At 64.0% G+C, this 20,547-nt stretch carries 20 protein-coding genes; 9 read left to right on the top strand and 11 right to left on the bottom strand.

The window, feature by feature from the left end:
* Positions 1–319: 319 nt before the first annotated feature.
* Positions 320–1,705 (bottom strand): hypothetical protein, encoded by a 1,386-nt coding sequence (locus HGB41_RS23815; protein WP_212760875.1) that lies wholly within the window; start codon positions 1,703–1,705, stop codon positions 320–322.
* A 196-nt stretch (positions 1,706–1,901) separates the two neighbouring features.
* Here HGB41_RS23815 and HGB41_RS08760 point away from each other — a divergent pair, with 196 nt between their 5' ends.
* Complete coding sequence (locus tag HGB41_RS08760) at positions 1,902–2,429, top strand: YggT family protein (protein WP_171083205.1); 528 nt, start codon at positions 1,902–1,904, stop codon at positions 2,427–2,429.
* An 81-nt stretch (positions 2,430–2,510) separates the two neighbouring features.
* Here HGB41_RS08760 and HGB41_RS08755 read toward each other — a convergent pair whose 3' ends face one another.
* The 8 genes from HGB41_RS08755 to HGB41_RS08720 all read right to left on the bottom strand — a co-directional run bounded on the left by HGB41_RS08755 (position 2,511) and on the right by HGB41_RS08720 (position 9,771).
* Positions 2,511–3,452 (bottom strand): carbohydrate kinase family protein, encoded by a 942-nt coding sequence (locus HGB41_RS08755; RefSeq protein ID WP_171083202.1) that lies wholly within the window; start codon positions 3,450–3,452, stop codon positions 2,511–2,513.
* Positions 3,453–3,471: 19 nt separating this feature from the next.
* A complete protein-coding gene (locus HGB41_RS08750) occupies positions 3,472–4,839 on the bottom strand; it encodes a DUF3426 domain-containing protein (protein ID WP_171083199.1) in 1,368 nt (455 codons plus the stop codon).
* Positions 4,840–4,842: 3 nt separating this feature from the next.
* Positions 4,843–5,799: a 50S ribosomal protein L11 methyltransferase gene (gene prmA, locus HGB41_RS08745; RefSeq protein ID WP_171083197.1), complete on the bottom strand. Its 957-nt coding sequence runs from the start codon at positions 5,797–5,799 to the stop codon at positions 4,843–4,845.
* Entirely contained in the window at positions 5,796–7,196 is a 1,401-nt protein-coding gene (accC, locus tag HGB41_RS08740; protein WP_171083195.1) for an acetyl-CoA carboxylase biotin carboxylase subunit, read from the bottom strand. The genes prmA and accC overlap by 4 nt, the downstream gene beginning before the upstream one ends.
* A gap of 120 nt (positions 7,197–7,316) precedes the next feature.
* Positions 7,317–7,781: an acetyl-CoA carboxylase biotin carboxyl carrier protein gene (gene accB / locus HGB41_RS08735; RefSeq protein ID WP_171083193.1), complete on the bottom strand. Its 465-nt coding sequence runs from the start codon at positions 7,779–7,781 to the stop codon at positions 7,317–7,319.
* Between the two features lie 92 nt (positions 7,782–7,873).
* Positions 7,874–8,311: a type II 3-dehydroquinate dehydratase gene (gene aroQ / locus HGB41_RS08730; RefSeq protein ID WP_171083191.1), complete on the bottom strand. Its 438-nt coding sequence runs from the start codon at positions 8,309–8,311 to the stop codon at positions 7,874–7,876.
* Positions 8,312–8,584: 273 nt separating this feature from the next.
* Positions 8,585–9,145, bottom strand: a complete 561-nt coding sequence (locus HGB41_RS08725; RefSeq protein WP_171083189.1) for a TlpA family protein disulfide reductase — start codon at positions 9,143–9,145, stop codon at positions 8,585–8,587.
* Entirely contained in the window at positions 9,142–9,771 is a 630-nt protein-coding gene (locus HGB41_RS08720; protein ID WP_171083186.1) for a hypothetical protein, read from the bottom strand. The genes HGB41_RS08725 and HGB41_RS08720 overlap by 4 nt, the downstream gene beginning before the upstream one ends.
* 91 nt (positions 9,772–9,862) lie before the next feature.
* Between HGB41_RS08720 and mpl the strand changes: the two genes are divergently transcribed.
* The 8 genes from mpl (at position 9,863) to corA (ending at position 18,225) form a co-directional block, all read left to right on the top strand.
* Positions 9,863–11,248, top strand: a complete 1,386-nt coding sequence (gene mpl / locus HGB41_RS08715) for a UDP-N-acetylmuramate:L-alanyl-gamma-D-glutamyl-meso-diaminopimelate ligase (protein WP_171083184.1) — start codon at positions 9,863–9,865, stop codon at positions 11,246–11,248.
* Complete coding sequence (locus HGB41_RS08710; RefSeq protein ID WP_171083182.1) at positions 11,245–11,829, top strand: YqiA/YcfP family alpha/beta fold hydrolase; 585 nt, start codon at positions 11,245–11,247, stop codon at positions 11,827–11,829. The genes mpl and HGB41_RS08710 overlap by 4 nt, the downstream gene beginning before the upstream one ends.
* Positions 11,826–12,419, top strand: coding sequence for a chorismate--pyruvate lyase family protein (locus HGB41_RS08705; RefSeq protein ID WP_171083180.1), 594 nt, complete (start codon positions 11,826–11,828; stop codon positions 12,417–12,419). The genes HGB41_RS08710 and HGB41_RS08705 overlap by 4 nt, the downstream gene beginning before the upstream one ends.
* Positions 12,416–14,482: a ribonuclease catalytic domain-containing protein gene (locus HGB41_RS08700; RefSeq protein WP_171083178.1), complete on the top strand. Its 2,067-nt coding sequence runs from the start codon at positions 12,416–12,418 to the stop codon at positions 14,480–14,482. Before HGB41_RS08705 ends, HGB41_RS08700 begins: the two co-directional genes overlap by 4 nt.
* A 246-nt stretch (positions 14,483–14,728) precedes the next feature.
* Entirely contained in the window at positions 14,729–15,613 is an 885-nt protein-coding gene (locus HGB41_RS08695) for a TonB C-terminal domain-containing protein (protein WP_171083176.1), read from the top strand.
* Positions 15,610–16,419 carry a shikimate dehydrogenase gene (aroE, locus tag HGB41_RS08690; RefSeq protein ID WP_171083173.1) on the top strand — a complete coding sequence of 270 codons (810 nt, stop codon included), beginning with the start codon at positions 15,610–15,612 and terminating at the stop codon, positions 16,417–16,419. The genes HGB41_RS08695 and aroE overlap by 4 nt, the downstream gene beginning before the upstream one ends.
* A gap of 5 nt (positions 16,420–16,424) precedes the next feature.
* Positions 16,425–17,153, top strand: coding sequence for a monofunctional biosynthetic peptidoglycan transglycosylase (gene mtgA / locus HGB41_RS08685; protein ID WP_171083171.1), 729 nt, complete (start codon positions 16,425–16,427; stop codon positions 17,151–17,153).
* A 106-nt stretch (positions 17,154–17,259) separates the two neighbouring features.
* Positions 17,260–18,225 (top strand): magnesium/cobalt transporter CorA, encoded by a 966-nt coding sequence (gene corA / locus HGB41_RS08680; RefSeq protein WP_171083169.1) that lies wholly within the window; start codon positions 17,260–17,262, stop codon positions 18,223–18,225.
* Positions 18,226–18,410: 185 nt separating this feature from the next.
* Here corA and hemL read toward each other — a convergent pair whose 3' ends face one another.
* Positions 18,411–19,709, bottom strand: coding sequence for a glutamate-1-semialdehyde 2,1-aminomutase (gene hemL / locus HGB41_RS08675; protein WP_171083167.1), 1,299 nt, complete (start codon positions 19,707–19,709; stop codon positions 18,411–18,413).
* Complete coding sequence (thiD, locus tag HGB41_RS08670) at positions 19,699–20,511, bottom strand: bifunctional hydroxymethylpyrimidine kinase/phosphomethylpyrimidine kinase (RefSeq protein WP_212760873.1); 813 nt, start codon at positions 20,509–20,511, stop codon at positions 19,699–19,701. The genes hemL and thiD overlap by 11 nt, the downstream gene beginning before the upstream one ends.
* Between the last annotated feature and the right edge of the window lie 36 nt (positions 20,512–20,547).

Raw genomic sequence — 20,547 nt, 5'->3', positions numbered from 1 at the left:
CGCGTCCATCCGGGCAGTAATCGATCGAATAATAGGACACTGATTCATTTAGTATGCACGCAAGCGAAGCGAAAAGAACAAGCCGCACTGCCTGACCTGAGTTCAGGCATGGCGGCTTTTTCTTTTCGCGCCCGAGAGGGTAGCGAAGTGAAAACATGTTGAGTCGGTTGCCTGTTGACCTTGGCTGAAGTGCTGCAATTGTGAGGAGTTGCAGCAGTTCAGCTGGTGCCGGATTCATTGGCCCACACCATTCGGGTTTGGTCCGATGAATAATTCGCTCGCCAGAGATGGCAGAGCGGGTTTTAACCTTGAGCTTATTTCATCGCAGATGAAGGAGAACTACAATGGCAACCGCTAAAAAACCAGCAGCAAAAGCAGCAGCAAAGAGCACCCCTTCGTCCGTGACGAAGGCGAAACCAGCAGCGAAAGCCGCAGCCGAGAAACCGGCAGCAAAGAAAGCTGCAGCCGCTAAACCGGCAGCAAAGGCGAGCGCGACCAAGTCTGCAGCCAAGCCAGTAGCGAAGTCGGCAACCAAGTCGGCAGCTAAGCCTGTTGCAAAGAAAGCTGCAGCAAGCAAGACCACTGCCACCAAAGCAGCGGCAAAGCCGGCAGCAAAGAAAGCTGCAGCGAAATCGGCAGCAAAGCCGGCAGCTAAGCCTGCAGCAAAGAAAGCTGTTGCTAAATCGGCAGCAAAACCGGCAGCCAAGAAAGCTGCTGCAAAGCCTGCAGCAAAGAAAGCCGCTGCTAAACCAGCAGCGAAGCCCGCTGCAAAGAAAGCGGCAGCAAAGCCAGCAGCCAAGTCGGCTGCTAAATCGGCAACCAAGTCGGCAGCCAAGCCAGCAGCAAAGAAAGCCGCAGCAAAGCCGGCAGCCAAGAAAGCCGCTGCAAAGCCAGCTGCTAAGAAAGCCGCTGCAAAGCCAGCAGCTAAAAAAGCTGCAGCAAAGCCAGCAGCAAAGAAAGCCGCTGCAAAGCCGGCAGCAAAGAAAGCAGCCGCTAAACCTGCTGCAAAGAAAGCAACTGCAAAGTCGGCAGCCAAGGCGCCAGCCAAGTCGGCGGCTAAATCGGCAGCCAAGCCGGCAGCCAAGAAATCCGCTGCAAAACCAGCTGCCAAGAAGGCCGCTGCTAAACCAGCAGCCAAGTCGGCAGCTAAATCGGCAGCCAAGCCGGCAGCAAAGAAAACCGCTGCAAAACCGGTAGCGAAGAAAGCCGCAGCAAAGCCAGCTGCAAAGAAAGCGGCCGCTACCAAAACGGCAGCCACCAAATCGGTAGCCAAGCCGGCAGCAAAGAAAGCGACCGCGACTAAAGCCGCCGCTAAGCCTGCTGCAAAGAAACCCGCTGCTCCAGCTGCTAAAAAGACCGCTGCACCAGCGAAAGCCGCCGCTCCTGCAAAAGCTGCTGCTCCAGCTAAAGCTGCTGCTCCGGCAAAAGCCGCGACTCCAGCCAAAGCTGCTACCCCTGCTAAAGCCGCTACTCCGGCAAAAGCTGCAGCTCCAGCTAAAGCCGCTGCTACCAAAACCGCCGCCAAGCCTGCTGCAAAGCCGGCCGCAAAAGCGGAAGCCAAGCCGGAAGTGAAAGCTGAATCGAAGGCGGAAACCAAAGCGGAAGCCAAACCGGAAGCGAAAACCGAGTCGAAAGCCGATACCAAAGCGGAATCGAAAGCCGAATCGAAATCGGATTCGAAATCGGATAGCAAAGCCGATAGCAAGGCAGCCTCGACGACTGCTCCGGCAGCCAAGACCGCGCTGTCGCCGGCAGCCGCCTGGCCGTTCCCGACCAGCAGCCGTCCGTAATCAGCTGCAAATCGCAGCTGTAGAGCGCGGCTCAATAGCAAGTCTTGCCTGGATCAGGCAAAATGCCGCTGTGTGATCGTTCACACAGCGGTTTTTTTTTGAGGAGCCTACGTGCTGTCCATTCTCCAGTTTATTGTCGATATTGCTGCCGGCCTGCTGGGCGGGCTGCTCCTGCTGCGTTTCTGGATGCAGGCGATCCGCGTGCGTCCGCCGGCGCAGATCGGGCAGTTCACCTTCACGCTCACCGACTGGCTGGTGCTGCCGCTACGGCGCCTGGTGCCGGGCATGGGTGGCTACGACTGGGCGAGCCTGATCGGCGCCTTCCTGGTGGTCCTGCTGGCCAGCTCGCTGCTGTTGCTGGTGGGGGCGCCCTGGGAGACGGTGCTGCTGGGGGCACTGTTCCGCTTCCTGAACTGGGTCCTGTACGGGTTCATGGCGCTCCTGATCATCGATGCGGTATTCAGCTGGGTGAATCCGAACGCGCCGCTGGCACCTTTCGTGCACGCGATGAATACGCCGATCCTGCGGCCAATCCGGCGCGTGGTGCCGCCAATCGGCGGGATGGATTTATCGGTGCTGGTGGCGCTGGTGCTGATCCAGATTATCCAGTTCGTTCTGAGGCAGGTGTTTTTCGGCTGACGCTGTATCGGCGTCGTGAATGTAAAAGGGGCCACGCTTTCACGTGGCCCCTTTTTATATGCGCAAGCTTCGCGCGGGCACTTAGCGGAACTTGTACCCGAAGGCCGCCTCGAACTGCTGCTCGATCTGTGCCGGCGTGAACGTGTGGTTCTGCCCGCCCTGGCTGGCGATCTTGATGGCGCCGAGCAGGCTGGCGATGCGGCCGGTGGTGGGCCAGTCGAAGCCTTCGGTGATCCCGTACAGCAGGCCGGCGCGGTAGGCGTCGCCGCAGCCGGTCGGGTCGACGATGTTTTCGGCCTTTACCGCCGGGATGCGATAGTGCTCGCCACCCGCGTAGATGTCCGAGCCTTCGCCGCCGCGCGTGATGACCAGCGCGTCCAGGCGCGCGGCGATGTCTGCCTGGCTCAGGCCGGTGCGGTCCATCACCATTTCGAATTCATAGTCGTTCGACGCCAGGTAGCTGGCCTGGTCGATGAAGCGGATCAGTTCTTCGCCCGAGAACATCGGCAGCTGCTGGCCCGGGTCGAACATGAACGGGATCTCCTGCTCCGCGCAGTCGGCTGCGTGCTTGAGCATGCCTTCGCGCCCGTCGGGCGAGATGATCGCCACGCGCAGCGCGCCACAATCGGCCACGTTGTTCTCGTGCGAGTACTGCATCGCGCCCGGGTGGAAGGCGTTGATCTGGTTGTTGTCCTGGTCAGCCGTGACGAAGCATTGCGCGGTGTAGGCGTCGGCAATGGTGCGGATCGCACGCGTCTCGATGCCCTGTTTGGTCATGCGCTCGAGGTAGTCGCCGCCGTCCTGGCCGATCGTGCCCATCACCAGCGGCGCGCCGCCGAGCAGCTTGAGGTTGTAGGCGATGTTGACCGAGCAGCCGCCGTACTCGGTGCGCAGGGTCGGCACCAGGAACGAGACGTTCACGCGGTGCAACTGGTCGGCGAGCAGGGTGTCGGCGAAGCGGCCGTGGTACTGCATGATCTTGTCGAATGCAATCGATCCGCAGATCAGGGCGGTCTTGGTCATGGATGAACCTTCAGGGATATTAGGGATAGAAGACGGCGATATGGTAACCGGACGGCGCCGGTTCTTCCACGCGGAAGTTCAGCTTGATGGGCTGTTCGGCGCGCGCGGCGAAGCCGGCGGCCAGCAGGGGCCCTGCCGGCAGGTAGTCGCGCGGGCCGAACACCCTGCGAACCAGCGGCTTGTCGTCCGCATCGGACAGGGTCAGCTCAATGCTCGGCCATGCCTGCACTGAATCGCCCTGGTTGCGCAGCAGCGTGGTGAACGAATAGGCGGTGCCGCCCAGGGTGGTCAGTTCGCCGGTCTCGACCGCCATCTGGTCGATCTGCGCCGGCAGCGCGACGCGGCAGCCGAGCAGGCCACATACCGACTCCAGCGCCGGCTTCATGCCCGGGTAGCGGGCGGCCAGCGTGTCGCGGAAGGAGTAGACCGCCTGCGCGCCCAGCCCGAGCAGCAGCAGCAGGCTGCCCAGGGCCATGGCGATGCGCACCGCCTTGCTGGAACGTTCGCGCTGGCGGCCGCGGCGCACGAATTCCGGTTCATCGGACTCCGGTACGCGCAGCTTGGGCGCTTCGATCTTGGTGGGCGTGAGCTTGGAACGGCGCGCGGCGCGCGCGTCAAGCGCGCGGGTGCGGGGCGTGCGGGGCGCGACCGGCGGCGCGATCGGCGCCGCCTGCATGGTGACCGTGGACGGGCCGGATTCGCGCAGCAGCAGTGAGGGCACGGACATGTTCGACGCCCTGGCAGCGGCTTTTGCAGCCGCCCTGGGAGGTTCGGCGGCAGGCGCGGACTCCGCCACCTCTGCGAAGGCCTGGCCATCATACGGCGCCGGCGCGGCGACCAGTTCTTCGTCCACCGACAGCTCGAGCATCGGCGCAGCCGGCACGTCGCGAGCAGGTTCGGGAACAGGTTCCGGCTGGGGCTCTGGTACCGCTTCCGGCTGCGGTTCCGGCACAGGTTCTGGCTGCGGTTCCGGCGCCGCATCGGGCTGCGGCTCGGGCAGCGTTCCCTGCTGCGCTTCGGCTTCGGCTTCGGCTTCGGCCGCATCGGCCTCGCTGCTCACCTGCGGCAGGATGCCGAAGGGCGAGAAGGTATGGTCGAATTCGAGGGTATAGATCGGCTCCTCGGCCGCTTCCTCGACGGCAGCGGCGGCAGGAACAGGGACAGGAACAGGAACAGGGGCAGGTGCGGCGGGCAGCGGCGCAGGCGCTGCGGGAGGTCGTACTGAAGGAGGTGCGGCAGGCGCCGCGGCCAGGTCGCTAAGCGCGGCACTGCCGTCAAATACCTGGGTGCAGGCGCCGCAACGGACGATGCCCCCACGCAGCTTGAGCTGGTCCGCGGCGACGCGGAACATGGTGCCGCAGTGGGGGCATTGGGTGGCGAGCGCCATGCGTCAGCCGGCGGCAGCTTGGCGCGGCGGCGGTGCGTTCTCCTGGCCGAGCGTGCCGTGAAGGGCAACCCAGCCGTCCTGCTCGGCCCAGACACCCAGCTTGATGAAAGGCGCGTAGGCGGCGGCCACTTCGTCGGCCTGGCGCGCCAGCACGCCCGACAGCACCAGCGAGCCGCCGGGAGCGACGCGGCCGGCCAGCATCGGCGCCATCAGCTTCAATGGGCTCGACAGGATGTTGGCGACGACGGTGTCGAACTGGCCCCTGGCGTGGCGCGTATTCGCGGCCACGGCCAGGTCGTTCGGCACGTAGAAGTCGATGACGCAGTTGTTGCGTTCGGCGTTGGCGCGGGCCGATTCGATCGCCTGCGGGTCGATGTCGACACCGGCGACGTCTTCAGCGCCCAGTTTCTTGGCAACCATCGCCAGGATGCCCGAGCCGCAGCCGTAGTCCAGCACCGACTTGCCCGGGGCAGGGTGGGCTTCCAGCCATTCCATGCACAGGCGGGTGGTCGGGTGGCTGCCGGTACCGAAGGCCAGGCCCGGGTCGAGCTCGAGGATCAGGCCATTCGGGTCCGGGGCTTCGTGCCAGCTCGGCACGACCCAGATATTGGTGCCGATGTGGATCGGCTCGAACTGCGACTGCGTCAGGCGCACCCAGTCGGCATCCGCCACCGCGCGGGTGGTAAACGAGGGGACGACCGGCAGCCTGATGGCGTTGGCGGCTTCCTGGACGATCGCGAACTGGTCGGCATCGACGTCGGTGAGGGCGACCACGCGCGAGTGGTCCCAGGCCGCTTCTTTCGGTTCCATGCCCGGCTCGCCGAACAGCGGGCGTTCGGCATCCGTGCCTTCGTCGGCATCTTCGACCGACACCGACAGGGCGCCCGCTTCCATCAGGGCGTCCGACAGGGCCTCTGCATGGTCGCGTGCGACCTCGATAACTACTTCCGTCCAGCTCATGCGTCTACCTTGACTTCCGATTTGGCGCCGATACCGCCTTCCTTCGGCAGGTCTGGCTTCGAGGCCAGCTTGTGCTCCAGGTAGTGGATGTTGGTGCCGCCTTCGATGAAGCGCGCATCCACCATCAGCTCGCGGTGCAGCGGGATATTGGTGAGAATACCTTCAACCACCATTTCCGAGAGCGCGATTTGCATGCGGCGAATGGCCTGATCGCGCGTCGCACCGTAGGAAATTACCTTGCCGATCATCGAGTCGTAATGAGGTGGAACATAGTATCCGGCATACGAGTGCGAATCGACACGGATGCCAGGGCCGCCCGGCGGGTGCCAGCCGGTGATGCGGCCAGGCGAAGGCGTGAACTTGAACGGGTCTTCGGCATTGATGCGGCATTCGATCGCGTGGCCCGACAACATGATGTCGCGCTGCTTGAAGCGCAGCTTTTCGCCAAAGGCGATGCGGATCTGTTCCTGGACGATGTCGATCCCGGTGATCATCTCGGTGACCGGATGCTCGACCTGGACGCGGGTGTTCATCTCGATGAAATAGAACTCGCCGTTCTCGTACAGGAATTCGAAGGTGCCCGCGCCGCGGTAGCCGATCTTGCGGCAGGCTTCGGCGCAGCGGTCGCCGATCTTTTCGATGAGTTTGCGCGGGATGCCCGGCGCCGGCGCTTCTTCGATGACCTTCTGGTGGCGGCGCTGCATCGAGCAGTCGCGCTCACCCAGCCAGACGGCGTTCTTGTGTTCGTCGGCGAGGATCTGGATTTCCACGTGGCGTGGATTTTCCAGGAACTTCTCCATATAGACTTCCGGATTGCCGAAGGCGCTGCCGGCTTCGGTCTTGGTCATCTGCACCGCGCCCAGCAGGGCCGCTTCGGTATGCACCACGCGCATGCCGCGGCCACCGCCGCCGCCTGCCGCCTTGATGATGACCGGGTAGCCGACCTTGCGCGCAGTCTGGATGATCTCTTTCGGGTCGTCGCTCAGGGCGCCTTCCGAGCCTGGCACGCAGGGCACGCCGGCCCTGATCATGGCCTGCTTGGCCGAGACCTTGTCGCCCATCAGGCGGATCGACTCGGAACGCGGGCCGATGAAGACGAAGCCCGATTTCTCGACGCGCTCGGCAAAGTCGGGGTTCTCGGACAGGAAGCCATAGCCCGGGTGGATCGCCTCGGCGTCCGTCACTTCGGCGGCGCTGATAATCGCCGGCATGTTCAGGTAGCTGAGTGCCGACTGGGCCGGGCCGATGCAGACGGATTCGTCGGCCAGCTTCACGTACTTGGCGTCCTTGTCCGCTTCGGAGTGCACGACAACCGTCTTGATGCCCAGTTCGCGGCAGGCGCGCTGGATACGCAGCGCGATTTCACCACGGTTGGCGATGAGGATTTTTTCAAACATGGTAGGTTCGATGTTTCTGTGAAGACCGGCGCAGCAAGCTTACAAGCTATACAAGCGGGCTAGCGCGCCGGACACGACATGGATGAGCTGGCGGCAGGACGCCGCCGGGCCGGGACCTGCTTAGCCGATGATGAACAGCGGCTGGCCAAATTCGACCGGTTGGCCGTTTTCCACGAGGATCTTGGTGACAACGCCAGTAGCATCGGCGTCGATTTCATTCAGGAGCTTCATCGCTTCGATGATGCACAGGGTGTCGCCTTCCTTGACGTTCTGGCCGACTTCGACGAAAGCAGCGGCGCCCGGCGCCGACGAACGGTAAAAGGTGCCGACCATCGGCGACTTGACGACGTGGCCGGTTGGCTCGGCGGCGACGGCCGGAGCCGGTGCAGCGGCTGGTGCCGGTGCATGCTGGGCCGGGGCAGCGTAGTGCTGCACGCCCTGCTGCGGCATCATCATCATCTGGTTTTGCGGGATGGCGGACGACTTGACGATGCGGACCTTGCTTTCGCCTTCGGTCACTTCGAGTTCAGCGATGTCGGATTCGGCGACCAGGTCGATCAAGGTCTTGAGTTTTCTGAGATCCATGTGAAACCCCTTGGAATTATTCGTTTTTAAGAGAGCTGGTAGCGCGGCAAGTAATTAGCCGCGCAGCCGCTGATACATGAAGTTGACGTAGATTAACGCGATTTAAGCGCAAAGTCGATGGCAAACCGGTATCCGTCCGGCCCCAGTCCGCAAATCACGCCTTGCGCGACTGCAGAGAGGTAGGAGTGATGCCGGAACGGCTCGCGCGCATGCACATTCGAGATGTGCACTTCCACGAACGGAATGGCCACCGCGGAAAGCGCATCGCGCAATGCCACACTGGTATGGGTCAGGCCGCCAGGATTGATGACGATCGCGTCCACGCCTTCGCCGCGCGCGGCATGGAGTCGGTCGATCAGGGCTCCTTCATGGTTACTCTGGAAGCAGGACAGGCTTGCACCTGCCGCTGCCGCCTGGGCCATTGCCGCTTGTTCGATGTCGGCCAGCGTCGTCGCGCCGTACACCGCAGGCTCCCGGGTCCCCAATAAATTGAGGTTGGGGCCGTTAAGCAGCAGTAGCTTTTTCGCCATATTGAAGTGTCTGAACGCCCGAAAGGAAGGCATTGTGCCGCCAAGCTCGGCTATTGGCAAGCGGTAAAATTGTCGGGGGATAAGAGCATATTCGCCGGAATTTCGAATAGAACGATCGTTCGCTGAGCCCCGACTTTGTAGGGTGGGCGTTTGTAATTTCGGGCAATGCCCGGAATTACAAACGCCCGCGCGTTCAAACTTGACAGATGCTGCCTGCGCGATTATTCCATTGGTGGTTGAACGCGCGGGCGGCATAGCCGCCCACCCTACGGGTCAACCATTCAACTTGGCCAGATCCGCCCTCAATTCATCAAACTTCAATTTCCCCAGATACGTCTTCTTCACCTGCCCATCCGCCCCGATCAGCACGGTATACGGCAAGCCGCCATTGTTGTTGCCAAACGCGCGCGACAGTTCGGTCCCGCCCATGCCGCCCACATAAAGCGGGTAGGCAATCTTCAGCTTGGTGGCGAATTCGCTCATGTTCGAAGGCGAATCGATGCCGATGCCGATGACGTTGAAATTCTTGCCGCCGTCATGGCCGGCCAGTTCGGACAGCTCCGGCATCTCCTGTACGCAGGGCCCGCACCAGGTCGCCCAGAAATTCACCACCAGCGGCTTGCCGCGCCATTTGGCCAAGGGCTGCGGCGCACCGGCCAAATCGTTGAGCGACTGCCCGAACAGGGTGTCCACGGCCGTGTGCGGCTTGCCGCCGGTCGGGGCAATGGCAGTGGTGATCGGGGCAGGGTCTTTCTTGTTGATCGCGACCAGTGCGCCCATGATGCCGAACATGGCGGCAACGGCCGCGTACGCGGCCACATGTTTCTTGTTCATTCGTCCTTTTCCATTGCTTCATCGTTCGCCATCAGCGCGCGCAGCCCGTTCGCGTCGATGCGCTGCGGGCGGCCGTCGGCGCGTGGCTTGAGTGCGCCGCGCAAGTCATGGTAATCGTATAACTCGGCGTGAATAGTTTCCTTATGCCACAAGAAGCTGACAGTTTCAACCGGGTCGTGCCGGCCGCCGCGGAAATGGGGCGTTTCCGAGATCTCTATATTGACGTTGCGGTTGAGGAGAAAAATCTCGACTTCCTTGGCGCTGTCGGCGAACAGTTGCAGGTGGATGTCATCGTGTGCGCCGGCGGTGCCGTTAAGGACCGCGCCTGTCAGGTAGGGATGGAATTCGCCAAGGGCGTCCATCACCTGCAGCGCGGTATCGCGCAAGGCGGCCAGGCGCTCGGGTTGGCCGGCCACGCCGAACAGGGACAGGTATTTGCGGACTTCGTCTTCTATCTGGCTATTGTCGGGCATCAGGTTGGGCGCCGGCTGGTCCACCCCGAGCAGCTGGCGGGCGGCCTTGCGGCGGGCGGTGGCATAGTCGGCGCCATCCTGGGCGATCATGCGCGCCGCGTTTACAGCGATCTGGGCACGCAACTGGAGTACGTCTGTGTTCGGTGTCGGCATGATGACCGAATCATACTCTTGAACGGAAAATGGCAGCGGGTCGGGTAGAATCGCGTATTCGATTTTTCACCCTGCTATTTCTCCCACGATCATGCACATTCATATACTCGGCATTTGCGGCACCTTCATGGGAGGCCTGGCAGTCCTGGCCAAGGAAGCCGGCCATCGCGTTACCGGCTGCGACGCCAACGTCTATCCCCCGATGAGCACCCAGCTGGAAGCCCAGGGAATCGAGCTGATCCAGGGCTATGGCCCGGAGCAGGTGTCGCTGAACCCGGACCTGTACGTGATCGGCAACGTCATGACGCGTGGGAATCCGCTGATCGAGGAAATCCTGAACCGCGGCCTGAAATATGTATCGGGCCCGCAGTGGATCGGCGAGCACATCCTGCGCGACAAATGGGTGCTGGCCGTGGCCGGGACCCACGGCAAGACCACGACCACCTCGATGCTGGCCTGGATCCTGGAAGACGCGGGCTATGCGCCCGGCTTCCTGATCGGCGGCGTGCCGATGAACTTCGGGATTTCGGCGCGCCTGCACGGCGACAAGCCGTCCGACTTCTTCGTGATCGAAGCCGACGAATACGACACCGCCTTCTTCGACAAGCGCAGCAAGTTCGTGCACTACCACGCCAAGACCGCGGTGCTGAACAACCTGGAATACGACCACGCCGACATCTTCCCGGACATCGGCGCCATCGAGACCCAGTTCCACCACCTGGTGCGCACCGTGCCGGGCGTGGGCCGCCTGGTGGTGAACGGCGACGAAGCCTCGCTCACCCGTGTGATCAAGCGCGGCTGCTGGAGCGAGAAGGAACTGTTCGGATCGAGCGAAGGCGCGAACTGGAGCCTGGTCGAGCATCCGGGCGGCGGCAGCTTCGATGTGCTGTTCAACCGTGGTGACGGACCAGGCGACATGCAGGGCACCGTGCACTGGGGCCTGACCGGCCATCATAACCGCTCGAACGCGCTGGCCGCGATCGCCGCCGCGCGCCACGTGGGCGTGCCGACCTCGCAGGCCATCGATGCGCTGTCGCGCTTCCAGAACGTCAAGCGCCGCATGGAAGTGCGCGGCACCGTCAACGACATCACCGTGTACGACGACTTCGCCCACCACCCGACCGCGATCGCCACCACCGTCGGCGGCCTGCGCCAGAAGCTGGGCACGACGGGGCGCATCCTGGCCGTGCTGGAGCCGCGCTCGAACACCATGAAGCTGGGCGCCATGAAGGATGCGCTGCCGGGCAGCCTGAAGGACGCCGACCTGGTCTTCGGTTTCGGCAGCCAGCAGGCGCTCGGCTGGTCGCTGGCCGACGCACTGAAACCGCTGGGCGCCATCGCGCACAGCTTCGACCAGATCGACTACATGGTGCAGGCCATCGTGCAGGCGGCCCAGCCGGGCGACCACATCCTGGTCATGAGCAACGGCGGCTTCGGCGGCGTACACCAGAAACTGCTGGACGCGCTGGCTCCATGATTCTTTATTTGCACGGGTTCCGCTCGTCGCCCAAGTCGTTCAAGGCGCGGGTAGTGCAAAAGGCGCTGGAAGACGCCGGCCGCGCGCATGAGCTGATCTGCCCGCAGCTGCCGGCTTCGCCGAAGGAAGCGATGGCCCTCAGCTTGCTGCTGGCCGAACGCCATGCGCCCGACAATTTGTCGATCATCGGGTCCTCGCTGGGCGGCTTCTACGCCACCTGGCTGGCCGAGCGCCTGGGCGTGCGCGCCGTGCTGCTCAACCCGTCCGTGGACCCGACCCGGAACCTGGAGCACCACGTCGGCATCACCACCGCCTGGCATTCGAACGAGCCGTTCGAATTCCGCCCCGAATACATCGGCGAGCTGGCCGACCTGCGCGTCGGGGAAATCACCCGGCCGGAACGCTATTTCCTGGTCGCTGCGACCGGCGACGAAGTGCTCGACTACCGCGACATGGTCGCCCACTATCCCGGCGCGCGCCAGCACGTGATCCGGGGCAGCGACCACGCGATTTCCGAATTCCCGCAGTATGTGGAGGAAGTGCTCGCCTTCTGCTCGGCGCCATTGGATATGGCGCAGTGAAGGGAGCGTCGCTGCGACAGGCGGCCTGGCGCGGGCATGCCGGCGCCGTGCGGGCCCCGGAGGCGATGCGCAGCTGGCTCACCACCGAAGGCTCGCTGACCGCGCGCCTGGTGGCCGCTAGCTCCTCCTTCCGCGTGCGCCGGCTGCACCAGCGCTCCGCCACCTGCCTGGCCGACGAGGCGGGGGCGATCGGCCTGGCGCGTCCGGGGCGGGTATGGGAGCGCGAAGTGCTGCTCGAATGCGACGGCAAGCCGGTGGTGTTCGGCCACACGGTGGTGCCCATGAATTGCACGGCGGCCGACTGGCCGCTGTTTTCGGCGCTGGGCGAACGCTCGCTCGGCACCACGCTCTTTTACGACCCGCTGGTGCGCCGTGGCCAGCTGGAATATGCGCGCATTCGCGCCGGCCATCCCCTGATGGGGCGCGTGCGCGACGCCCTCGGTGGGGAGTCCGACACACTTTATTATGCACGGCGCTGCGTCTACCGCCGCCGTCAAGGCCTGCTGCTGGTCACCGAGGTATTCCTGCCTGCGGTACTGGGCCTGGCAGGCGCACTGCAAGATACGACGAGAGAATACGAAACAAGATGAATCTATTTTTTGAAGAATCGGGCGACTTCAAGGTCGGCACCGTACTGTCGCAGGCCGGCGAGGCCTACCAGGTGGAGCTGGCCAGCGGCAAGCGCACCAAGGTCAAGGCCAAGGACGTGCTGATCCAGTTCGAGAAGCCCGATCCGGAAACGCTGCTGGCCAATGCCAGGGGCATCGCCGCGGAAGTGGACCTCGACTTCCTGTGGGAGGTCGCGGGCCAGGACGAATTCGGCATTCCCGAGCTGGGCCTTGAGTACTTCGGCCATGCGCCGCTGCCAAGCGAAGCGGCCGGCCTGGTGCTGGCGCTGCACGGCGCCCCGGTCTATTTCCACAAGAAGGGCCGCGGACGCTACAAGGCGGCGCCGGAGCAGACGCTCAAGGCGGCGCTGGCCGGCATCGAAAAGAAGAAGCAGCAGGCCATCGTGCAGGCCGGCTATGTGGAAGAGCTCAAGGCGGGCACGCTGCCAGCCTCGATGCAGCCCATCGTGCAGCAGCTGCTGTTCAAGCCGGACAAGAACACCATCGAATACAAGGCGTTGGAAGCTGCCGCCAACGAGCTGCACACCACGGCCCCGCGCCTGATGCTGGCGACCCGCGGCCTGGGCTCGCCCAAGGAACTGCACATGGCGCGCTTCCTGTTCGAGTATTTCCCGCGCGGCGCCGGCTTCGCGCCGGTGGGCGCGGGCGGCGTTCCGCTGCCGGCGGCGCCGCTCGAGCTGCCGCTGGCCGACGTGGCCGCCTTCTCGATCGACGACGTCACCACGACCGAAATCGACGACGCCTTCTCGGTGGTGAAGCTCGATGATGGCACGGTGCGCGTGGGTATCCACATCGCCGCGCCCGGCCTGGCGATCCGCCCGGACGACGCCATCGACAAGATCGCGCGTGCGCGCATGTCGACCGTGTATATGCCGGGCGATAAGATCACCATGCTGCCGGACGAAGTGGTGGAAGCCTTCACCCTGGCCGAAGGCAAGGACTGCCCGGCGCTGTCGCTGTACGCCGTGATCAATCCGGAAGACTGGAGCCTGGTCTCGACCACGACCCGCGCCGAACGCGTGCCGATCCGGAGCAACCTGCGCCACAACGACCTCGATGCGCTGGTGAATGAAGAGACGCTGGCGAGCGGCGAGGGCGAGTACCCGCACAAGGACGAGCTGGGCCTGCTGTGGAAGTGGGCGCTGCAGCTGGAAGCCGGCCGCATGAAGAAGCGCGAAGCCTTCGGATTGAAACCGGAACAGGCCAACCGCGTCGACTTCAACTTTTACGTGGAAGACGACGTGGTCTCGATCGTGCGCCGCAAGCGCGGCGCGCCGCTCGACAAGATCGTGGCCGAACTGATGATCTTCGCGAACAGCACCTGGGGCAAGCTGCTGCACGACTCGGACGTGCCGGGCATCTACCGCTCGCAGGGGCCGGGCGCCGGCGGCTGGGGCGCCAAGATCCAGGTGCGCATGGTCACGCACGCCGCACCGCACCAGGGCCTGGGCGTGGACCAGTACGCATGGAGCACCTCGCCGCTGCGCCGCTACACCGACCTGGTGAACCAGTGGCAGATCATCGCCTGCGCCGAGCATGGCGTGACCGCGCCGCTGGTGGCGCCGTTCAAGCCGCGCGACGCGACCCTGTTCTCGATTGTCTCCGCGTTCGACGCGGCCTATGCCGCGTACAACGACTTCCAGCAGAACATGGAACGCTACTGGTGCCTGCGCTGGCTGGGCCAGACCGATGCCAAGCACGTCGACGCCGTGGTGCTGAAGGACGAGATCGTGCGCCTGGTCGACGTGCCGCTGGTGGTGCGCCTGGCCGGCATGAGCTCGGTGGCGCGCGGTGCGCAAGTGAAGCTCGACATCGTGCGCTGGGACGAGGTCGACCTGGTGCTGGAGGCGCGCCTGCTGGAAGTGGCGGCTGCCGCTCCGGACGAGTCGATCGGCCTGGAAGAAGAGGAAGAGGGCGATACGGGGGAGGCTGCGGTGGCGGAGGTGGTCGAAGCTGAAGGCGTCGTTGCTGTTGTGACCACGGAAGATGGTGGGGAACTTCCCACGGACGCTGGAACAGAGTGAAATTCGTAGGGTGGGCGGGTCTCCAGCCCACGCGGTGATAGTTAGCGGATGAATAAGCGAGCACGATGGTCTCGCCGCCTGTTGACCGCGTGGGCAGAATCTGCCCACCCTACGGAGCGCGACTATCTCCCGGTTAGCGGCCAATATCACCGTTGTTACACCCCTTCCACATTCCCCCCACGCCACCCGTTGCGGGTTAGAATGATCAGTCCCTGATCCAACAGCCCTCCCGGGCGAGTGCAGCGCGTGAAGTATTTGCAGAACAACCGACCCTTGACGATTGCCCTCGGCGTGTCCGTGCTCCTGCACGCGGCGCTGCTGGCGGTGCGTTTTGCCGCGCCGGATGCGTTCCGGCACCAGCCGGCCGATCCGGGGCTGGAAGTCATCCTGGTGAACGCCAAGCATGCCAATGCCCCGGCCAAGGCCGATGCCCTGGCCCAGGCCAACCTCGACGGCGGCGGCACGGCCGATGCGGGCCGCGCCCGCTCCCCGCTGCCGGACCTGCGGAGAATCGAGAACGGCGAAAGCGTCAAGGCCCTGCAGCGCCGCATCGCCGACCTCGAACTGCAGCAGCAGAACGTCCTGACCCGCGTGCAGCGCACCAGCTTTACTGCCTCCCCGAAAACGGAGCAGGACAAGCCCGATCCCACCCGCACGGGGGCCGACGCCTTCGATACCAGCCGCGCCATCTCGCGCGCGGCGGCCGAAGTCATCGAGCGCATCGAAGACCAGAACAAGCGTCCCAAGCGCACCCAGATCACGCCGAGCACGCGCCAGGTCGGCTACGCCATCTATTACAAGGAAATGCAGAAGCGGATCGAGGAAATCGGCACGCTCAATTTCCCGCAGCAGGGCGGGCGCAAGCTGTACGGCGAGCTGGTGGTCTACATCCCGATCTTCCAGGACGGCTCCATCTATATGAAGGACGGCGGCCCGCGCATCGAGCAGGGTTCCGGCAATCCGGCGCTCGACAAGGCGGCGCTGCAGATCGTGCGCCAGGCGGCGCCTTTCGGCGGCTTCCCGGCCAACATGCGCACCCAGGGCAAGGACGATTTGTGGGAAGTGATCACGCGCTTCCGCTTCACGCGCGAGGACAAGATGCAGGCCGAATTGCGCGGGGGCGCGCAGTGACCGACAAATACTGTGTCATTGGCCACCCCATCGCGCACAGTAAATCACCCGGGATCCACGCCGCTTTCGCGCACGCGACCGGCCAGGACCTGAATTACGAACGCTGCCTGGCGCCCCTGGATGGTTTCGCGGCCACCGTGCAGCGTTTGGTGCACGAGGGCTACAAAGGCGCCAACGTCACCGTGCCTTTCAAGATCGAGGCGGCGCAGCTTGCCACGCGCCTGAACGAGCGTGCGCGTGCGGCCGGCGCCGTCAACACGCTGGTGTTCGCAGATGGCGAGATCGTCGGCGACAACACCGACGGCCCGGGCCTGGTGGCCGACATCACCCGCAACGCGGGCGTGCCGCTCAAGGACAAGCGCGTTCTGCTGCTCGGCGCCGGCGGCGCGGCGCGCGGCGTGCTGCTGCCATTTTTACAAGAAGGCCCGCGCGAGATCGTGATCGCCAACCGCACGCTGGCCACGGCGCAAGCGCTGGCCCGGGATTTTGGCGCGTACGGCATTCCGGTCAGCGCGACCGGTTTTGCAGGGATCACCGGCAGCTTCGACATCGTCGTCAACGCCACCTCCGCCAGCCTGTCGTCGGATTTGCCGCCCATACCAGCGAGTGTTTTTTGCCCATCCACGCTGGCTTTGGATATGATGTACGGAAATAAACCGACCGTGTTCATGGAGTTCGCGGCAAGCCAGGGCGCCGCCACCCGCGACGGCCTGGGCATGCTGGTGGAGCAGGCGGCCGAAGCCTTCGCCCTGTGGCGCGGCGTGCGGCCCGACACGGCGGACGTCCTGAACCAGATGCGACCATAAGAATAATGAGCAAAACACGTAAGACGGCCGGGCCACGAAAGGCGGCGCCGCGCCGCTGGGTCAAGTGGATCATCCTCGGCCCGATCCTGCTGGTCTTCCTGGTCCAGCTTTACTTCTTCATCATGGTCTGCTGGTACGCCTATGTCGATCCGGGATCGACCAGCTTCATGCGCCAGCAGCTGTCGGAACTGCGCGAAAAGAATCCGGACGCGAAGCTCAAGCACCAGTGGGTGCCCTACGAGCGCATCTCGACCAATTTGAAACGGGCGGTGGTGGCATCGGAAGATTCGGGCTTCGCGGCGCACGGCGGCGTGGATTGGGAGGCGCTGGAAAAAGCCTATGAACGCAACAACCGCCGCAGCAAGGTGGTCGGCGGCGGCTCCACCATCACCCAGCAGCTGGCCAAGAATTTGTTCCTGTCCGGCTCGCGCAGCTACCTGCGCAAGGGCCAGGAAATGATCATCGCCTTCATGCTGGAAACCGTGATGAGCAAGCGCCGCATCCTCGAGGTCTACCTCAACGTGGTGGAGTACGGCCGCGGCGTGTTCGGCGCCGAAGCCGCCGCGCGTTACTACTTCCGCACCTCGGCGGCCAACCTGTCGGCGTCGCAGGCCGCGCGCCTGGCGGTGATGCTGCCGAACCCGCGCTACTACGACAAGCACCGCTCCACCGGCTACCTGGTGCGCCGCACCGCGCTGATCCAGCGACGGATGCGCTTCGCCGACCTGCCTTGAGCCCCGCCCGGGCCAGCACGGCATGAAAATGTCGTGACGGGGTGGCCGCGGCTAGGCCTGTCGGTTACACTTGCGGAAATTTTCGAATCCCGGCCGAGAAAAGCGCATGATCAACGTATTTGTCCTCCAGAATGGCCGACTCAACCAGGTAGGCGTCGACACGCGCGAAGACCTGGAAAACGTGGTCCCGGTCTGGGTCGACCTGACCGATCCGACCGAGGAAGAGCGCACCCTGGTCAAGGCGACTTATGGCGTGACCTTGCCGGGCGAGGACGAAGTCCAGGATATCGAGGCCTCGGCCCGCTACTACGAAGCCGAGAACGGCGACCTGCACCTGCGCACCGACTTTTTGCTGGAAGAAGAAGACGGCCCGTCGCGCGTGGTGACGGTGGCTTTCATCCTGTCCGGGAAAATCCTGTTTTCGGTCCATAACGACGACCTGCCGGTGTTCCGCCTGGTGCGCCTGCGCGCGCGCTCGCGTCCCGGCTCGATCGAAGACTACATGGACGTGCTGCTCGATTTGTACGCGACCGACGCCGAGTATTCGGCCGATGCGCTGGAGGGCATCTACGAAGCGCTGGAAGAAGTCTCGACCCGCGTGCTGCAGAAAGAATTCACCGACCAGGACGCGGCCGCCGCGCTGAACTCGATCGCGCACGAGGAAGACTTGAACGGCCGCATCCGCCGCAACATGATGGACACGCGCCGCGCGGTCAGCTTCCTGATGCGCGGCCGCCTGCTCAATGCCGACCAGTTCGAGGAGGCGCGCCAGATTTTGCGCGACATCGAATCGCTGGACGGCCACACGTCCTTCCTGTTCGACAAAGTGAACTTCCTGATGGATGCCACCGTCGGTTTCATCAACATTAACCAGAACAAGATCATCAAGATGTTCTCGGTGGCTTCGGTCGCCTTCCTGCCGCCGACCCTGATCGCCAGCGTTTACGGCATGAACTTCCGGCGCCTGCCGGAGCTGAACTGGACGTTTGGTTATCCATTCGCGATCGGGCTGATGGTGATTTGCAGTGCGGCGCCGCTGTGGTATTTCTACCGGCGGGGCTGGTTGCGCTGAGTGAAAGAATATTTCAAATAGAAACGGCTGGTGAAATTAAATTTCACCAGCCGTTTTCGTAGGGTGGTCGGCTTCGCCGACCGCGCGTTCAACTTTCGCCTGAATACCAAACGCCGCGGCTATTCACGCACTGGTTGAACGCGTGGGCAGAATCTGCCCACCCTACGGGTCTCGTCAAATCATGGCTAGGCGATGCGTTTGAAAACGCGGCGCGCCGCCTCAATGGTCTCGTCGATCACCGCATCATCATGCTGGGCCGAGACGAAACCCGCCTCGAACATCGCCGGCGCAAAATACACGCCTTCATCGAGCATGCCGTGGAAGAAGCGGTTGAAGCGCTCCTTGTCGCCGGCCATCATCTGGGCATAGGTCGACGGCACGCTGTTCGAGAAGTAGAAACCGAACATGCCGCCAACCGCATCGCCGCAGAACGGGATGTCGGCTTCCTGCGCCGCTTCCGTCAAGCCCTTCACGAGGCGTTCGGCCGCCGCACCGAGCTTCTCGTAGAAGCCCGGCTCCTGCACCAGCTTCAAGGTGGTCATGCCCGCCGCCACCGCCACCGGGTTGCCCGACAGGGTGCCGGCCTGGTAGACGGGGCCCAGCGGCGCCATCTTCTGCATCAGGTCCGCGCGCCCGCCGAATGCTGCCACCGGCAGGCCGCCGCCGATCACCTTGCCCAGTGCGGTCAGGTCCGGGGTGATGCCGTACATTTCCTGGGCGCCGCCCAAGCCGACGCGGAAGCCGCACATCACTTCGTCGAAGATCAGCACGGCGCCATGCTCGGTGCACAGCTCGCGCATGCGCTGCAGGAATTCCGGCGCGGCGCGGATCAGGTTCATGTTGCCGGCCACCGGCTCCACGATCACGCAGGCGATGGTGTCGCCCATCGACTCGAACGCGTCTTCGAGTTGCGGGACGTTGTTGTAATCGAGGACCAGGGTGTGCTTCACGAAGTCTTCCGGCACCCCGGCCGAGGTCGGGTTGCCGAAGGTGAGCAGGCCGCTGCCGGCTTTTACCAGCAGCGAATCGGCGTGGCCGTGGTAGCAGCCTTCGAACTTGACGATCTTGTCACGCCCGGTGGCGCCGCGCGCGAGGCGCAGTGCGCTCATGGTCGCTTCGGTGCCCGACGAGACCAGGCGCACCTGTTCGATCGACGGCACCAGCTTGCATATTTCTTCGGCGATCTCGATCTCGCCTTCGGTGGGCGCTCCGAAGGACAGGCCATTGGCCGCAGCATCCTGCACCGCCTTGATGACTTTGGGATGGGCGTGGCCGACGATGGCCGGGCCCCAGGAACCGATGTAGTCGATGTAGCGCTTGCCGTCCGCGTCCCAGAAATACGGGCCTTCGGCGCGGGTGATGAAGCGCGGGGTGCCGCCCACCGAGCGGAAGGCGCGCACCGGCGAGTTGACGCCGCCCGGGGTCGTTTGCTGGGCGCGGGCGAACAGGATGTCGTTCTTCGAGGTGCTTTTATCAGTGGTCATTGATGGATGCTGGGCCGTGCTGGCGCCGGTAGAATTTATTGGGGATGAACTTGCCCATGCCGAAGCGCTGGGCGTGTTCGAGCGTGCCGGTCGTGTATTCCTGGGCGGCGAACAAGGCCTGTTTCGCATCCATGCCGCGCGCCATCAGGGCCGTGAACGCGGCCGAATAGGTATTGCCGGCGCCGATGAAGGGGCCCGGCAGGTGTTTCCATTCCACGCGCGCGACTTCGCCGTCGGCGTCGAACAGGGTGTTGGAGCAGGTGCCGATGTCGTCGCGGGTGCCCATCACCAGCACGTACTGGCAACCGGCCGTGGTCAGTTCGGCAACGTCTTCGAGCAGCGTGTCTTCGCCGTTGACATGGCCCTCGCGCCAGGTCTCGGCCATGCGGCCCAGTTCCGATTGCGACAGCATCAGCACCGTGGTCTGGGGCGCCAGGATCGAGCGGATCGCCGACAGCATCTCTTCGTCGGCCAGGCCCGAGTCGGGCAGGGCGGTGAGGAAGGGATCGAGGATCAGGGGCGCGTCCGGGTAGTCCGAGACGATCTCGGCGATCGCGGCCAGCTGCAGCACGGTGGCGACGGCGCCGACCTTGAAGGCGGCGACCGGCATGTCCTCAAGCAGGACCCTGGCCTGGTCGGCCATCCAGTCGCTGTCGACTTCATGCAGGTTTTCGACCTTGGCGCTGTCGGCCACCAGGATGCCGGCGACCACCGACAGGCCATGGCATCCGTGCACGGCAAAGGCAGCCAGGTCGGACTGGACACCAAGTGCGCCGACCGGGTCGGACACGCCGAAAGTCATGATGAGGGGTAGCGGTTGGCTTTGCACGACGGCTTA

Source organism: Telluria aromaticivorans (assembly GCF_013003915.1).
In the GTDB taxonomy this organism is placed as follows: Bacteria; Pseudomonadota; Gammaproteobacteria; order Burkholderiales; family Burkholderiaceae_D; genus Telluria; species Telluria aromaticivorans.
The sequence above is the reverse complement of the archived record's forward strand: the minus strand, read 5'-3'. Positions and strand labels throughout refer to the sequence as shown.

What these genes read in the sequence shown, in the direction of transcription:
- mtgA (WP_171083171.1), top strand. Translation starts at nt 16,425, where the DNA reads ATGAGCAAAACACGTAAGACGGCCGGGCCACGAAAGGCGGCGCCGCGC.
- accC (WP_171083195.1), bottom strand. Translation starts at nt 7,196, where the DNA reads ATGTTTGAAAAAATCCTCATCGCCAACCGTGGTGAAATCGCGCTGCGT.
- hemL (WP_171083167.1), bottom strand. Translation starts at nt 19,709, where the DNA reads ATGACCACTGATAAAAGCACCTCGAAGAACGACATCCTGTTCGCCCGC.
- HGB41_RS08710 (WP_171083182.1), top strand. Translation starts at nt 11,245, where the DNA reads ATGATTCTTTATTTGCACGGGTTCCGCTCGTCGCCCAAGTCGTTCAAG.
- prmA (WP_171083197.1), bottom strand. Translation starts at nt 5,799, where the DNA reads ATGAGCTGGACGGAAGTAGTTATCGAGGTCGCACGCGACCATGCAGAG.
- HGB41_RS08755 (WP_171083202.1), bottom strand. Translation starts at nt 3,452, where the DNA reads ATGACCAAGACCGCCCTGATCTGCGGATCGATTGCATTCGACAAGATC.
- HGB41_RS08750 (WP_171083199.1), bottom strand. Translation starts at nt 4,839, where the DNA reads ATGGCGCTCGCCACCCAATGCCCCCACTGCGGCACCATGTTCCGCGTC.
- thiD (WP_212760873.1), bottom strand. Translation starts at nt 20,511, where the DNA reads ATGACTTTCGGCGTGTCCGACCCGGTCGGCGCACTTGGTGTCCAGTCC.
- HGB41_RS08725 (WP_171083189.1), bottom strand. Translation starts at nt 9,145, where the DNA reads ATGAACAAGAAACATGTGGCCGCGTACGCGGCCGTTGCCGCCATGTTC.
- HGB41_RS08720 (WP_171083186.1), bottom strand. Translation starts at nt 9,771, where the DNA reads ATGCCGACACCGAACACAGACGTACTCCAGTTGCGTGCCCAGATCGCT.
- aroQ (WP_171083191.1), bottom strand. Translation starts at nt 8,311, where the DNA reads ATGGCGAAAAAGCTACTGCTGCTTAACGGCCCCAACCTCAATTTATTG.
- corA (WP_171083169.1), top strand. Translation starts at nt 17,260, where the DNA reads ATGATCAACGTATTTGTCCTCCAGAATGGCCGACTCAACCAGGTAGGC.
- mpl (WP_171083184.1), top strand. Translation starts at nt 9,863, where the DNA reads ATGCACATTCATATACTCGGCATTTGCGGCACCTTCATGGGAGGCCTG.
- HGB41_RS08700 (WP_171083178.1), top strand. Translation starts at nt 12,416, where the DNA reads ATGAATCTATTTTTTGAAGAATCGGGCGACTTCAAGGTCGGCACCGTA.
- accB (WP_171083193.1), bottom strand. Translation starts at nt 7,781, where the DNA reads ATGGATCTCAGAAAACTCAAGACCTTGATCGACCTGGTCGCCGAATCC.